The sequence below is a fragment of the Enterobacter sp. 296B2 genome, assembly GCF_034106185.1.
Lineage (GTDB): Bacteria > Pseudomonadota > Gammaproteobacteria > Enterobacterales > Enterobacteriaceae > Enterobacter > Enterobacter cloacae_N.
This window is the reverse complement of the sequence record NZ_JAWNCA010000009.1, coordinates 47,590-62,268: the sequence shown is the minus strand read 5'-3', so window position 1 is coordinate 62,268 and position 14,679 is coordinate 47,590. Positions and strand designations below refer to the sequence as shown.

Here is a 14,679-nt window from a genome sequence, read left to right as displayed (position 1 = left end):
GTTTTTTTGTTCTCATCAACGTTAACTGGTAATGTCGATAGCCTGAATGACGGTGCCAGTTAACGCTATGAGCATAAAAAAAATGATAAAGCGCAGCATCGCGGTATGGGTGCTGGTCTGCCTGATAAGCGGCGTGCTGCTGTATGCGGAACAGATACGCCGCCAGTTCTGGGAGCGCGATCGCGAGTTTACGGCGCTGTATTCGGCGATCGGCGCCGTGCTGACGCAAAACGAGTCGGTGCTTCCGCTTCTGAATGGCGATGAAGACCTCGCCGCGTTGCGCAAAAAATTCCCCCACATTAAGGCCCTGGAAAAAACCACCGGTCGTGCGCTGGACGCCGCGCGCGTGGAGCCGTTTCGCGGGGTTCAGTACTGGCTTTACAACCCGTGGCGGCAGATCCGCGTCCTGATCGACTTAACCGCGCTGCTTGCGCCGGGCCATCGCTTTGCAGAGCTGCATCTGAACCTCTCGAATGATGATCAACCGGGGTCTACAGGCGCGTTCTGGCACTGGCAGCGCGCCTTCCCGCAGCATACACAACCCTTTATTCTTACTGCCGCGGCAGATCCGGACTGGTTCAGGGTCTCCTGGCTGGCGTATCCGCTGCTCTTTCTGACGTGGGGAATGGTGATTGCGGGCGCGGGAACCGTGATCTGGCAGCGCAAACAGCGCCAGCAGGCCGAGCAGCGTGCACTTTATTATCAGCATGCCAGGCTTAACACGCTGGGAGAGATCACCGCGGGCATCGTCCATGAAATCAACCAGCCGCTTACCGCCGTGCAAACCTGGATCCAGGGGGCGCAGCGACAGCAGCAGGATAATCCGCAGGCCGTCTCGCAGGCGCTCGCGGCCGCGCTGCTGCAAACGCAGCGTATCAGCGCTTTGCTGACGCGGTTTCGCGAGCATGTGGTACAGGAGAAGGTGACCCTGCGCGAAACCGATCTGGTGCAGTGCTGGCAGCAGGTGGAGAATTTACTGGAGCACGAGCGTAAATCCCGGCGTGTCGTGGTCATTCATGCGTTTGCTGCGGATGCCACGATCGTGATGGCGGACCGACTCTGGCTGGAACAGATCCTGCACAATCTGCTCAGCAATGCGATTCAGGCGCAGCAGGAGAGCACGCACGGCTGGGTGCGAATCGACAGTCAGAAAAATGAGAAGGGCATTCTGGTGACTCTGACCGACGGCGGGCCCGGGTTTAGCCCTGATGCCCTGCAGAACGCATTTATGCCATTCTTTAGCGGACGTCCCGGCGGAATTGGGCTGGGGATGACCTTAACGGAGACGCTGATAACGCGCATGAACGGCTCGATAGCCCTGGGCAATGCCCCGCAGGGTGGGGCGCAGATCCGCTTGCAGCTGGCAGCAGGAAAGGAGATAAAGCATGGATAAGGTGGTCTGGCTCATTGATGACGACGAGTCCATCAGAGAATCCCTGGCGTTTTTACTGTCAGGGATGGGCTGGCAGGTTAAGGCCTTTGAGAGCGTCGAGGCCTTTACTAAGGCGCAGCGCGATGAATCGACGCTCGTCGGCTGTCTGCTTCTGGATATGCGCATGCCGGGCAAAGGCGGGCTGACGTGGCTGGAGGAGGGCGAATGGCCGTGGCCGCTGCTGCCGATTATTATCATGACCGGGCACGGAACGATTGACGCCTGCCGTCGCGCGTTTCGCAACGGCGTGTTTGAGTTTTTCACCAAACCGTTAGACGCCGATAAACTCATCGAAACGGTTGGGCTGGCCTTTGAGGAGAGTCAGCGACGATCTGCCGCCTGGCAGGATCTTTCACAGATCAAAGCACGCTTTGAACAGCTAACCGCGCGGGAGCACGAGGTGCTGACTGTACTGATGGAAGGGTGCAGTAATAAAGAGGTGGCTGCACGTCTGAATCTTTCCCCGAGGACCGTGGAAGCGCACCGCGCAGCGGCGTTTGCCAAGCTCGGCGTTACTAGCCTGGTGCAGGCGAGCCGGGCGTACGACAAATTGCAATCCGTATAACTACCAGGTGGAGTGCGTAATCAACCGAATTACGTTTCATCGCGCCGTTAAGTAACCTCCGGGATGTCTAACAACACGCGAGGAAGTGCGATGAAAAAAGTCATGATGGTTGCGGCACTGGTCGCGGTTAGCGTAAGTCTGGCCGCGCAGGCCGAGACGTTGACCCAAAAAAATCTCTCTCTGACCCGGGCTAACGCGCTGGCAACATCCGCCATTCAGGCGTGCGCAGCGAAAAATTACCAGGTTGCTGTTACCGTGGTTGACCGTGCGGGCGTGGTAAAAGCGGTGCAGCGTATGGATAACGCCGGTCCTCACACGGTAAAAGCCAGCGAAATGAAAGCGTTTACGGCGCTTAGCGCAAAGAATGCGTCAGGCAAAGTAATGGAAGCGGCGCAGAGCAATGCGGGCGCACAGAATATGCGTGATATTCCAGGCTTCCTGCTGCTGGCCGGCGGGCTGCCGGTAAAAGAAGGTGATGAGGTGATTGGGGCTATCGGCATCGGCGGTGCACCGGGCGGTCATCTTGATGAAGCCTGCGCTCAGGCGGCCATTGACGGGCTGAAAAAGTAGTAAAAAAAAGCACCGGTTTTCCGGTGCTTTTCTTATCAAATCTTGCAAGCATCACCGCAGTCGTCGTCAGCAACAACCGCCTGCGCTTTTTTATCCGCGTCGTCCAGACGTTCCGCGTTACGCTCTTCCGCTTCATCCAGTCCGTTAAAAACTAAGTTATCGAGATCAATTTCCATGTTGCACCTGCTCTGTTCGGGTTTTGATACTGGCACAGTATAGGGTAAAAAAAGCCGGCAATGTACCTCGCAGCACATAAGGATAATCCCTGCCATACTCAGTGCTTTATCACCGAGGAGCGCTCATGATTACACTCTGTAGAACCTGCGGTACTTCCTATGATGGAAAGCCGGAGAGATGTCCGATTTGCGAGGATGAACGCCAGTATGTCCCGGCCAGCGGTCAGGCGTGGATTGATTACGCGACGGTGACGGCCACACACGCGAACAAGTGGCAGCAGCTGGAGCCCGCGCTGTTCAGTATCAAAACGGTACCGTCCTTTGCTATTAACCAGCGAGCGCTGCTCCTGCGCACTCCACACGGCAATATTCTGTGGGACTGCATCGCCAACCTCGATCCCGCAACCCAAACGCTCATCACCGCGCTCGGTGGCCTTCACGCCATTGCGATTTCGCACCCGCACTATTACACCACGATGCAGGCGTGGGCCGCGGCTTTCGATGCGCCGGTCTATCTCCACGCCAGCGATAAGGAGTGGGTGATGCGCGACAGCCCGGCGATTCATTTCTGGGATGGCGACGCGCTGGAGATTATGCCCTCGGTCACGCTGCTGCGCCTCGGCGGGCATTTTGCGGGCGGGACGGTGCTGCACTGGCAGGAAGGCGAGGGCGTTTTGCTGGCAGGGGATATTTTGCAGGTCACCCCGGGGAAAGATGCCGTGTCGTTTATGTGGAGCTACCCGAATATGCTTCCGCTGCCTGCCCGTACGGTTGAGGACGTTACCCGGCGCCTGGCAGGAAAACCGTTCGCTCGTCTTTACGGCGCGTTCGAAGGGCAGAACATCCAGGCCGGTGCCGACGACATTGTGCAGCGGTCGGGCCAGAAATATATTGCTTGTCTCAGGTAAAGTACGGTGGGTAAACTTTACGAGTGTGATCGCGATCATACCTAAACGAAAACAGATAAAAGAGAAATTGCTATGCAACATATCATTGAAGGTTTTCTCAGCTTTCAAAAAGAGATTTTCCCGCAACGTAAAGAGCTCTTTCGCAGTTTAGCGTCCAGCCAGAATCCCAAAGCGCTGTTTATCTCCTGCTCCGACAGCCGTCTGGTTCCTGAACTGGTCACCCAGCAAGAGCCGGGACAGCTCTTTGTCATTCGTAATGCTGGCAACATTGTCCCTCCGTTCGGGCCGGAGCCAGGCGGCGTCTCTGCAACCATCGAGTATGCGGTAGTGGCGCTGGGCGTGACCGACATCGTGATCTGCGGCCACTCCAACTGCGGCGCGATGAAGGCGATTGCCGATAACGCGAACCTGGAGCCAATGCCTGCTGTATCGCACTGGTTGCGCTATTCCGACGCGGCAAAAGCCGTGGTTGAGAAAAAAAGCTGGGATAAGCCGATCGATAAAGTGAATGCGATGGTGCAGGAGAACGTGTTTGCGCAGCTCAGCAACATCAAAACCCACCCGTCCGTCGCGGTGGGCCTGCGCAATAACTCGCTTCGCCTTCACGGCTGGGTGTATGACATTGAAAGCGGCGATATCCGCGCGCTGGATAAAGCGACGAAAACCTTCGTTTCACTGTCTGAGAACCCGGACGTGTTCTTCGAGTAATCTCGCTTTGCAGGGCATGGAAGCCCTGTCAGTTTTCAACATAAAGTATTCTCCGCCGTAAACCAGAAGCGGGTATTTCCGCTGCCTTCATCCGTAACATCCAGCTATTTACATCTCGTCGTTAAAAGGCAGAACGTTTGTTTTGCGCGGCATTTCTCCGCACGGATTAAAAAACCGTGAAACGGGAATTTACAGTGTTGTGAAATCATCGTCCGCACATTGCCTGTGTTAAAATAAAAATTGAGGTGTTTTACGAAACATTAATCAGGGTAAATTAATGGCCCTTAAATATAACTCACCTAAATAATAGCAGTGTCAGGTGGTAAGGTGCTTTATTGTTTATTGGGGGCGGGTTGCTATATTAGGTGTGAATATTTTTCTGAGGCGGATATAACTGATATCTATTAATATCTGGTCTGTCTTGCAGGCCGAATTCTTGGTTTTATTGCCTGCTGTGCTTTTATATTCCTCATTGCGTGAGATGCTTATAGAGTTGTGTTGCTAATCATTCTTCTATTAGCTTAATTTTTTGCGACAAGGAAAAAGTAAATGAAACTCAGTGCAATGAGTAAAGCGATGCTTGCTGTTGGATTATTATGTTCTGCCGTGCCGGTATTTGCGCTTGAAGCATGGAACGGGCAGGAAGGTTCGGGGCCCTATGAAGTCATTTATGACAGCAACGTTTACACCAATGCATGGTGGGTCGCTAAAACCGACTGCCCGGGGACCGAGTCTGACAGCAATCCCTGGAAGTATGAACGTGTTGCGACAAGTGCAGAAATGAGCCAGTACGGTAATCCTACGACTTGTGAGACCAGCGGCGGCGATGTGACCTACCCGGACTACAACAGCGCTAACAGTTATAATGCCGATGATGTCGTCACTTATAACGGTACAACCTGGAAAACCTCCACAGCTCAAAGCCCGTATGGTTTTGCTCCAGGTGAAGGTAACCCCTGGGCTCTTTATTCGGAGGTCCCGCAGTGGATTTCAACTACCACTTACAATAAAGGGGATAAGGTTCAGAAAGACGGTCAGGAATATGAAGCTCTGTTCTATACAGTCGGAGAGGATCCTTCTCTACCTGCCAACCAGAACCCGACAGGCACCAACGGACGCCCATGGAAACCGTTGGGTGCAGTTGTTGTGTATACAGAGGATCAGTTAAATAATGCACCTGTGTTTAGTGATAGCACACTTTACGCGAGTGGTACGTTAATTCGCTATAACGGGGAGAATTACGTTTCCCAGGCGAAAGTTCAGAAAGTAAGTCCTTCTGATACAAACCCATGGAAAGTATATATCGACTGGTCTGGAACCAAAGCGATGGTGGGTACACCTTCAGCGCCGTGGCCAGCCCATGTTTATGCACCATATGTCGATTTTACGCTGAACAGCATCCCGGATCTGGCAACTCTGGCGAAACAAGAGAATGTCACTCACTTCACCATGGCATTTGTGGTGAGTAAAGATGCTGACACCTGTCTGCCAACCTGGGGCACTGCGTATAATATTAACGATTATGCCCAGTACAGCAAAATCAAGGCACTGCGTGAGGCGGGCGGCGATGTAATGGTATCGATCGGTGGCGCCAACAACTCACCTTTGGCAGCCTCTTGCAAAAATGTATCCGACCTACAACAGCATTATTATGACATTGTTGAAAATCTGAACCTGAACGTTCTGGATTTCGATATTGAAGGGACGTGGGTTGCCGATCATGACTCCATCAATCGTCGCAACGAAGCTGTTAAAGCGTTGCAGGATCAGTGGAAGTCCGAAGGCCGCAGCGTAGGTATCTGGTACACTCTGCCTGTCCTGCCTACAGGGCTGACGTCAGACGGTCTTTATGTGCTGAACGATGCAAAAGCAAAGGGGGTAAACCTGGCCGGGGTGAACGTAATGGCGATGGATTATGGCAGTAGTATCTGCCAGTCCGACGGAACGGAAGGGCAAAATATCCATGGCGCATGCGCAACGTCAGCCATTGAAAACCTCTTCAGTCAGTTGAAGCAGATCTTCACCGATAAATCAGACAAAGAAATTAACGCGATGATGGGCGTCACGCCAATGAACGGCTATAACGACGTTCAGGGTGAAGTGTTCTATATCTCCGATGCGAAGTTGGTGGAGGACGATGCTAAGGATCGCGATATAGGTATGATCGGTATGTGGTCGATGATGCGCGATCAGCCGGGTGTACCGGGGCAGGTCTCTCCGGAACACAGTGGTCTGACAGAGTCACAGGCACCGCAGTATGCTTTCAGCGAGGTGTTTGCACCGTTTACGCATAACGATACGGTACCCGTTGATACGGAGATCAAAGACGTCGCAGTGAATAAGGAAAGTTATGCTCCTTCACTTGAATGGTCTCAAAACACTGCCAGTGTGCAGGGGAAAAAATATAACGTTGTGTTGCAGCGAGACAATTTCCATGATGGTCAACCCTATTCAGGGGGAAGCTACGGGGCAGGCGTTGACCAAACTCCAATTGTTCAGACCGATCTTGGGAATGGCTATACAAAAATCAGCTTTAAAGGTAAAGATCTCCGTGAAGGACATCTCCTTAAAGTGATGGATGAAAGTAACAATGTTGTTTTAACCTATCAATTTACTGTTGAGGACTTTGCCACTGCAACGCCTGCAAACATCGACTGGGCAAAAACAGAAAGGGTAGGCTCGCAGTTTAAATATTCTGTTGGTATCCCCACCCAATATTATGCCTCGTATCAATATTTCAACCTCTACATAGATTCCCAGGATGCCACTGGAAAAGTGAGCACGACTTTCTGCGGTTCCTGGTTCCAGGGGAAATTTAAAGGAGGCAGCTCGAATAAGTGTTCGGGATGGGGCACATCCAACATGGATTACGTGGGTTATGTTTTGGGTGAGACAGCCTCTACGCTTCCTAAGGTGGGCGACAAATTCTTTATCGCTACAGCTGACGGAAATACAAAAGATGCCAAAATCTTCAATGTTCTAAACAGCCTGACGGTATCGGAAGGAATGCTTCAGTCAACAAAATAAAGGAACCATAATATCTGAAAAAAGCCGCAATAGTAATATTGCGGCTTTTTAATAGCATGACAAATTTATCTTTCTACACGCTCAGCGGAGTAGGGCTGGGAGATTTTCATTACTGGTAGGTTTATCGATATGTTAACGAATCCCGGAAAACAAAGAATACGTCTGGGGAGACGGCAGTGAACTCGGCAAAATTCGTGTGCTGGATAAAGCAACGAAAACCTTCGTCTCGCTGTCTGAAAACCCGGATGTGTTCTTCGAGTCATCTTGCTTTGCAGGGCATGGAGCCCTGTCAGTTCTCCACATACGGTAATCGACGCCGTACCCTTGAGGCAGGTTTTTCAGCCGCCTTCGCCATCGCTTCTGCAATCTCCGCGCACTCCGCCAGCCCCTGAACGAAGGGGCGATCGTGCATCAGCCAGGGTATCGCGCCGAAAGCGATGCGCCCGCGAACCGATTCAGGCGCTTGTAGCGTGTAATCCTCGCCGATATCGGGTATTTCTTCCCCCGTTGCTTCCAGTCGTTTGCGTATCGTCGGGAAGGGCAGATCTTTCGTTTTGAGCGGCTTTTGCCCGCGAGCGTCAATAAAAACGTCGAAACGATAAACGGTCTCTCGTGTGGTGATGACTGTCCGATCGCTGCCTGCATCAAGCGTGTAATCATCGCCGAGCGCTGCCACGCTAATGATCCCTGCCTCGCGAAGCGCGAGAAGCCTGCGAATAGACTGCGGCGGGATGGCGGCATAGTTGTCGATAAACACGCGCGCCAGGCCCTGCTTAAAGCGTTTTCTGTCCTGCTCGCTGAGATGCGGAACGATCTCCTGAACAACCTCATGCAGCCGAAGTACGGTGTAGCGCCAGGCCACGGTACGGCGTTCACGTTTGTTCCGCTCAACCTCGCTGAGGTTCTCTTCCGCCCAGGTGAAGGGCCCGTGCCGTTTACGATCCTCAAACCACGCCTCACGAAGGCTGTCGGCATCCTGGTTACGCAGAGAAATTTTCTCGCACCACGCCGGGTCGGCGAGTTCAAGCTCTTTCACCATCAGGGCAAAGATGCGGTCAAGCAGGCCATCCGATCCTTTGGCTATCTCGCTTTCAACCACGAATTCGGTCAATACCGACAGCGGTTCATAAGGGATAGGGCAGTAAAAATCGGCTTCCGGCAGAATGCCCGTTCGGGACATTAGCGTAATGTTTAACCCCTCGCTGCCTTTGTCGAGGATGAATTCACCATCACGAAACTCACCGTGCTGCATCACCACCGCCATAGCCGCGTCCAGACCGCTCAACGAGGTTCCCATAATGCCCACGCGGCAAGGGGGAATGCTGGCGTCCATCAAACCGGACCACGGGCTTGGGAAGAACGTGCGCGTGGCTTCATCCTCTTCTGGCCAGACATGGCCGGTGGCGATAACCGCCAGGTCGAATTGATCGGGCAAGGTGCCGTCATTGACTGAAAGCGTTACGCCGGATGTCGAGGGGATGATGTCCGTTACCTTCGCGGATTCATGGACCGTAACCTGGAACCCCAGCTTTTGAGCCTCTTTTACAATTGAACGAAAGCTGTCGCGAAAATACTCTCCCAACAGGAGTCTGGGCAGGAACTGCCGATCATGCAGGCTGGCTTTATCAACCTTAAAGCGCGCCAGATGGGTGTCGCTCTGTTCCTTGAGCCAGTCGAGGTAGGTCATAAAAATGGGGGGAATTTCAATGCTCGCAATGTTCGCCAGCATCAGCCGGGAATTATCGTCGTCATTATAGGGCATGCCCACGCCGGCTTCATCGGCCTGTTCAAAGACTGACACGGAGAGCGGGGTGCTGTTATTCAGCAAATGATAAAAGGTGTAAATCCCTGTGGGGCCGGAGCCGATAATCGCGATATTCTTCATTGACGCGCTTCCTGTATTTTTTCATAAGAAAAGCGTAGCAGGAGAATAATGATAGAAATAAGGGATTAAGAAAATTCAGGGTAACAGGAGAGGATTTGCACCATTTCAGGACTGAAATGGTGCGTCCGAGTGGACTCGAACCACCGACCCCCACCATGTCAAGGTGGTGCTCTAACCAACTGAGCTACGGACGCAGAATGGTGCGTTCAATTGGACTCGAACCAACGACCCCCACCATGTCAAGGTGGTGCTCTAACCAACTGAGCTATGAACGCAACGTGTTGTCGGTGACAACGGGGACGAATATTAGCGGCACAGCACCAAGGAGGCAAGAGGGAAAACGCATTTTTCTCTCTGATTTCACGCGATTGCTTCATTACCGCGCAAAGTGAAGAGAAAGTAGCCGCCGGGCGGCGGCTACTGCGTAGTTAACGTGCAGCGCGCTGCAAAATCATCGTTGACGGCTGGCGCTGCAGGAAGCGCATGCGCAGCATCATCATGATCGCCGCCGATGTGAGTCCGATGATAAAGCCCATCCAGAATCCGGCTGGCCCCATGCGATCAACGACCAGATCGGTCAGCGCCAACACGTAGCCAGCCGGCAGACCCAGCACCCAGTAGGCGATAAAGGTAATAAAGAAGATCGAACGCGTGTCTTTATATCCGCGCAATACGCCGCTGCCAATCACCTGGATGGAGTCAGAAATCTGATACACCGCAGCCAGCAGCATCAGGTGTGAGGCCAGCGTCACCACGTCCGGGTTGTCATTGTAGAGCAGGGCGATCTGCTCACGCAGTGCCACCGTGAACAGCGCCGTACAGATGGCCATACAGACGCCGACGCCCAGCCCGGTACGCGCGGCCGTTTGCGCATCCAGCGTCGAGCCCTGGCCCAGGCGGAAGCCAACGCGAATCGTCACCGCCGCCGCCAGCGACATCGGCAGGACGAACATCAGAGAGCTGAAGTTGAGGGCAATCTGGTGCCCGGCCACGTTAACAATCCCCAGCGGGGAGACCAGCAGGGCGACCACGGCAAAGAGCGTCACCTCAAAGAACAGGGCCAGCGCAATCGGCAAGCCTAGCTGTACCAGACGCGTCATGATGCTCCAGTCCGGCGTGCTGAAGCTCTTTGCGTTACGAATATCGCGCATTGAACGGGCGTGTTTCACATAGGCGATCATACTGAAGAACATAACCCAGTAAACGGCCGCCGTCGCCACGCCGCAGCCGACGCCGCCCAGCTCCGGCATGCCGAAATGACCGTAAATAAAGACATAGTTCACCGGAATATTCACCAGCAGGCCGATAAAGCCCATCACCATGCCGGGCTTGGTTTTCGCCAGCCCTTCACACTGGTTACGTGCTACCTGGAAAAAGAGGTAACCAGGCGCTCCCCAGAGCAGGGCGCGCAGATAGCCCACGGCTTTGTCTGCCAGCGCCGGGTCAATATTGTGCATGGCACGAATGATATGGCCCGCGTTCCAGAGCACGACCATAATCAGCACGGAGACAAACCCTGCCAGCCAGAAACCTTGGCGGACCTGATGGGCAATACGCTCGCGACGACCCGAGCCATTGAGCTGAGCGATAACCGGCGTGAGCGCGAGCAGCAGACCGTGGCCGAACAGGATGGCCGGAAGCCAGATTGACGTACCGATGGCAACGGCCGCCATATCGGTGGCGCTGTAGCCGCCCGCCATTACCGTATCCACAAATCCCATTGCGGTCTGGGCCACCTGCGCGACGATCACTGGTATAGCCAGTGCCAATAGCTGGCGCGCTTCATTCATGTACTTCTGCACGTGAACACCTTTATTTTGTAGTTATATGAGAGACTAAAAAAGCCGCCGAAACGGGCAGCAAGAAGAAAATGCAGGGGGGTGCCAGTTATTGTAGCGGGCTTTAGCTATTTATCTAGTGAAAAAATCGCCAGAAAATGCGCTCCGCTGGCAACCTCTTTTTCCAACTGTTATTGTGGTGGGATTAAACGGTGTCACCACCGTCCGGAAAGAACAGGAGTTGTAAGCATGTTTACTGGTATTGTGCAGGGCACCGCCAAAGTGGTGTCCATTGATGAAAAACCTAATTTTCGTACTCATGTTGTAGAGCTGCCGGAATATATGCTCGACGGCATCGAAACCGGCGCCTCGGTTGCCCATAACGGCTGCTGCCTGACCGTCACCGAAATTAATGGCAACCAGATTAGCTTTGATTTAATGAAAGAGACGCTGCGTATTACCAACCTGGGCGAGCTGGTGGTGGGGGACACCGTCAACGTTGAGCGCGCGGCGAAGTTCAGCGACGAGATTGGCGGCCACCTGATGTCCGGGCACATCATGACCACCGCCGAAGTGGCGAAAATCGTTACATCAGAAAATAACCGTCAAATCTGGTTTAAAGTGCAGGACCCGTCATTAATGAAATACATCCTCTATAAAGGGTTTATAGGCATTGATGGGATTAGTCTGACGGTAGGAGAAGTTACTCCGACGCGTTTTTGCGTGCATTTAATTCCCGAGACGCTGCAGCGCACCACGCTGGGTTCGAAAAAACTGGGGCATCGCGTGAATATCGAAATCGATCCGCAAACCCAGGCGGTTGTAGATACCGTTGAGCGCGTGCTGGCCGCAAAAGAAGCCGCAATAATTAAAGCTGTAGAAGAAGAATAAAAAATACCCCCGGCTTGCCGGGGGTATTTTTCTAGCGTGCGACCCGCAAGCCGTGTTCAATCCCTCGGCTGAAAACAACCTGCCAGAGCTGAATATCGCGCGCGCGAAACGCCCCCGCGCAGGCATTCAGATAATAGCTAAACATCCGCTTGAATCGTTCAGAATAGTTGTCCGCAATTTCAGGCCAGGCTTCCTGAAAACGCGCATGCCAGGCCATTAACGTGGTGTCGTAATCCGCGCCGAAGTTATGCCAGTCTTCCATGACGAAATGGGATTCGCTGGCGTTGGCAATCTGGCGAACGGACGGTAAACAGCCATTCGGAAAGATGTATTTGTTGATCCACGGGTCGACGTTATTGTCGGTCCGCTTCGAGCCGATGGTATGCAGCAGGAAGATGCCGTCCGGTTTCAGATTACGGTCCACCACCTCAAAGTAGGTGTCGTAGTTTTTTGGCCCCACGTGCTCGAACATGCCGACGGAAACGATCCGGTCAAACTGCTCATTCAGGTCACGGTAGTCCTGCAGCCGAATATCCACATCAAGATCCTGACAGCGCTCTCGCGCCATTTTTTGCTGTTCTGCTGAGATCGTCACGCCGACCACGCTGACGCCGTAGTGCTTCGCCATAAAATACGCCAGCCCGCCCCAGCCGCAGCCGATATCCAGCACGCGCATGCCGGGCTGTAGCTGCAATTTCTCGCTAATCAGGCGCAGTTTGGCCTGTTGAGCCTCTTCAAGCGTCGACGCCTCTTTCCAGTAGGCGCAGGAGTATTGCATGAAGGGGTCCAGCATGCGGCTGAACAGATCGTTGCCGAGATCGTAATGCTCTTTGCCGACGATCCACGCACGTTTTTTACTTTGCAGATTAAACAGGCGGGCAGAGGCGACACGCAGGGTGTCTTTCAGATTGCGAGGGAGCTGTTTTTCAAGGCCGGCACGCAGCACGCTGGCGAAAAAGGTATCCAGCCGTTCGCACTCCCACCAGCCGTCCATATAGCTTTCTCCCAGACCTAACGATCCCTCCCGCAACACGCGTTTATAAAAATCGGGATGTTTAACCTGAGGATCGGATGGCGATGATCCATTGATAGTGATGCCTGCCCGACCTAACAGTTCACTGACGATCCGGGACCAGTTATCGTCCGGAACGCTGACTTCTTCTATACACGATGAACTCATAGCTTCTCCATCACCCTACTGTGATCAGAACCTTAAAACAGCGTAGACGCTTTTTTTGGTTTGTGAGAAATCTCACGGTAAATACCGCGAGGCTAGTATCCGACGTAGAACAGAGGAAGGGAGATAACCCTTGCCGAAATGCCTTCCATGGTAAAACGGGAGCACTCCGGCTCCCGTTAACACTTAATATTTATCGTATTTAATCGAACCAAATTTAGTATAGGCCTCAAAATTTGGTGATTCAATAGAAAATTCTTAGCAACCTAATCACTGAAAATTAACATAGTTCCTGGTGCGATCAGGCGTGCGAGGTTTCAACCTGCGTACTCTCATCCTGCGCGGCAGCCTGCATGCGATAGCCTATGACGGCCAGCGCAACGGTAGCCAGCATTACGCTGGTTGTCGTCAGTAGCGGCGTGGCAATCAGCGCTGAGACTACCAGACTTGCCAGGAAGCACAGCCCCAGTTGCAGGGTGTTCTGCAGCGCGGCCGCGCGGCCTGTCGCCTGCGGGAACGGACGCAGCGCCTGCGCCACCACGATAGGGTAGATCGCCCCGTTCGCGACGGCCATCACGCAGAATGGAATCAAAATTTCGGCCAGACCGGCACCCGGAATAAAGCCAACGGCCCAGGTCCCGATGACGCTCAGCGCATACAGCACCAGCAGCCATGGCAGCATCTGCTGACCTTCCCACTTTTGCAGCGCCGCGCGGCAGCCATACCCGCCCACCAGGAACGCGATAGTCTGTGGAACATAGCTCAGGCCGATGGCTGCCGGGCTGTAGCCCATATCATGCAGAATGAACGGCGAACCGGTGAGCCACGCGAAGAAGCTTGCCGAGCAGGCGGCATAGATCAGAACGTTGCCGCGATACGCTTTGGTGCTGAGCAGGGAGGTGAAGGTGATCGGCTTCGCGTCTGCGTGCACCTCTTTTTTATGCGCGGGCTTGAGGGCGAATGCCGGCAGCATCAGCACCAGCGTGATGGCAAACAGCGTGGCAAAGATGGCCTGCCAGTCAAAGTGCGCGAGGATCCAACTACCCAGCAGCGGAGCAAGGGCAGGTGAAAGCCCTACCAGCGGCATAATGGTGGCGAAAATGCGGTTGGTGCGGTTTGCCGGGTAGTAGTCGGTGACCAGCGCCTGCCAGGTCACGGCAGCGGCACAGACGCCGACCGCCTGAACAAACCGCAGTACCAGCAGCCAGGTGGCATCGCGCACCCATAGCATTCCCAGGCAGCCCACGGCAAAAATGGCCAGACCCAGCAGCAGTACCGGTTTACGGCCGAAGCGATCCGAAAGCGGTCCCCAGAGCAGCTGCGCGAAGGCAAAACCGGCAAGGAACAGGCTCAGGCTGGCGCTGATGGCGGCAGCAGGGGTTTGCAAATCTTCCTGCATGGCGGCGAAAGCCGGCAGGTACATATCGGTGGCCAAAAAGCCCAGCACGCTTAAGCCGCCGAGCCAGACTAAAAAACCTTTCCTGGGTTGCACTGTTTTATTCTCCTGAGGAGGCAGGTATACGTTGGCGCTGAGTGTAGGGAGTGCAAAGCCGCTTGTGAAA

General features: G+C 53.8%; 12 protein-coding genes, 2 tRNA genes and 1 pseudogene. 8 read left to right on the top strand and 7 right to left on the bottom strand.

What is annotated here, in order from left to right:
* Positions 1–82: 82 nt before the first annotated feature.
* The 3 genes from URZ40_RS09100 to URZ40_RS09090 all read left to right on the top strand — a co-directional run bounded on the left by URZ40_RS09100 (position 83) and on the right by URZ40_RS09090 (position 2,567).
* Complete coding sequence (locus URZ40_RS09100; RefSeq protein WP_320720390.1) at positions 83–1,393, top strand: ATP-binding protein; 1,311 nt, start codon at positions 83–85, stop codon at positions 1,391–1,393.
* The gene (locus URZ40_RS09095; RefSeq protein WP_163329016.1) at positions 1,386–1,997 is read left to right on the top strand and encodes a response regulator transcription factor; all 612 of its coding nucleotides are present in this window, start codon (positions 1,386–1,388) and stop codon (positions 1,995–1,997) included. Before URZ40_RS09100 ends, URZ40_RS09095 begins: the two co-directional genes overlap by 8 nt.
* Positions 1,998–2,087: 90 nt before the next feature.
* Positions 2,088–2,567, top strand: a complete 480-nt coding sequence (locus URZ40_RS09090) for a heme-binding protein (RefSeq protein ID WP_320720387.1) — start codon at positions 2,088–2,090, stop codon at positions 2,565–2,567.
* 35 nt (positions 2,568–2,602) lie between these two features.
* Here the strand turns inward: URZ40_RS09090 and URZ40_RS09085 are convergent, their stop codons facing one another.
* The gene (locus URZ40_RS09085) at positions 2,603–2,743 is read right to left on the bottom strand and encodes a hypothetical protein (RefSeq protein WP_061098445.1); all 141 of its coding nucleotides are present in this window, start codon (positions 2,741–2,743) and stop codon (positions 2,603–2,605) included.
* 125 nt (positions 2,744–2,868) lie between these two features.
* Here URZ40_RS09085 and URZ40_RS09080 point away from each other — a divergent pair, with 125 nt between their 5' ends.
* The 4 genes and pseudogenes from URZ40_RS09080 to URZ40_RS09065 form a co-directional block, all read left to right on the top strand.
* Positions 2,869–3,651: an MBL fold metallo-hydrolase gene (locus tag URZ40_RS09080; protein ID WP_316378974.1), complete on the top strand. Its 783-nt coding sequence runs from the start codon at positions 2,869–2,871 to the stop codon at positions 3,649–3,651.
* Positions 3,652–3,723: 72 nt separating this feature from the next.
* Positions 3,724–4,359, top strand: coding sequence for a carbonic anhydrase (locus URZ40_RS09075; protein WP_316378975.1), 636 nt, complete (start codon positions 3,724–3,726; stop codon positions 4,357–4,359).
* Between the two features lie 549 nt (positions 4,360–4,908).
* Complete coding sequence (locus URZ40_RS09070) at positions 4,909–7,386, top strand: glycosyl hydrolase family 18 protein (RefSeq protein WP_320720384.1); 2,478 nt, start codon at positions 4,909–4,911, stop codon at positions 7,384–7,386.
* 178 nt (positions 7,387–7,564) lie between these two features.
* Positions 7,565–7,696 (top strand): annotated as a pseudogene (locus URZ40_RS09065) (hypothetical protein); the annotation flags it as partial.
* Here the strand turns inward: URZ40_RS09065 and URZ40_RS09060 are convergent.
* From URZ40_RS09060 to mdtK, 4 genes are all read right to left on the bottom strand, one after another.
* Positions 7,676–9,271, bottom strand: a complete 1,596-nt coding sequence (locus tag URZ40_RS09060; protein WP_320720383.1) for an FAD-NAD(P)-binding protein — start codon at positions 9,269–9,271, stop codon at positions 7,676–7,678. The pseudogene URZ40_RS09065 and the gene URZ40_RS09060 sit on opposite strands and share 21 nt — an antisense overlap.
* Before the next feature lie 117 nt (positions 9,272–9,388).
* A tRNA-Val gene (locus URZ40_RS09055) sits at positions 9,389–9,465 on the bottom strand.
* A gap of 4 nt (positions 9,466–9,469) precedes the next feature.
* Positions 9,470–9,546, bottom strand: a tRNA-Val gene (locus tag URZ40_RS09050).
* A gap of 153 nt (positions 9,547–9,699) precedes the next feature.
* Positions 9,700–11,073 carry an MdtK family multidrug efflux MATE transporter gene (gene mdtK, locus URZ40_RS09045; protein ID WP_316378978.1) on the bottom strand — a complete coding sequence of 458 codons (1,374 nt, stop codon included), beginning with the start codon at positions 11,071–11,073 and terminating at the stop codon, positions 9,700–9,702.
* A gap of 225 nt (positions 11,074–11,298) precedes the next feature.
* Between mdtK and URZ40_RS09040 the strand changes: the two genes are divergently transcribed.
* The gene (locus URZ40_RS09040) at positions 11,299–11,940 is read left to right on the top strand and encodes a riboflavin synthase (protein WP_028012887.1); all 642 of its coding nucleotides are present in this window, start codon (positions 11,299–11,301) and stop codon (positions 11,938–11,940) included.
* 31 nt (positions 11,941–11,971) lie between these two features.
* On the opposite strand, the gene cfa is transcribed toward URZ40_RS09040, so the two are convergent.
* Positions 11,972–13,120: a cyclopropane fatty acyl phospholipid synthase gene (gene cfa, locus URZ40_RS09035; protein WP_116340402.1), complete on the bottom strand. Its 1,149-nt coding sequence runs from the start codon at positions 13,118–13,120 to the stop codon at positions 11,972–11,974.
* A 298-nt stretch (positions 13,121–13,418) separates the two neighbouring features.
* Positions 13,419–14,609 (bottom strand): purine nucleoside transporter PunC, encoded by a 1,191-nt coding sequence (gene punC, locus URZ40_RS09030; RefSeq protein WP_166710880.1) that lies wholly within the window; start codon positions 14,607–14,609, stop codon positions 13,419–13,421.
* Positions 14,610–14,679 lie beyond the last annotated feature (70 nt).